Annotated in this window: 1 pseudogene; it reads right to left on the reverse strand. The window is 73.0% G+C overall.

Annotation, left to right across the window (positions count from 1 at the left end):
* Positions 1–211, reverse strand: a pseudogene (locus tag ACPYOJ_RS37355) (hypothetical protein); the annotation flags it as partial.

Genomic DNA, 211 nt, shown 5'->3' on the forward strand with positions numbered 1-211 from the left:
GGCGTCGATGTCTTCTTCGTGGGGCGCGCGCATGACGAGCCTTTCCGATAACAAGACAGGGCAATCGGTCCTTAACCTGTCTCTTATACACATCTCCGAGCCCACGAGACTACGCTGCATCTGGGGGGGGGGGGTGTGGGTGGGGGGGGGGGGGGGGGGGGGGGGGGGGGGGGGGGGGGGGGGGGGGGGGGGGGGGGGGGGGGGGGGGGGG

The sequence above is a fragment of the Rhizobium sp. SVR5-9E genome (assembly GCF_056755095.1).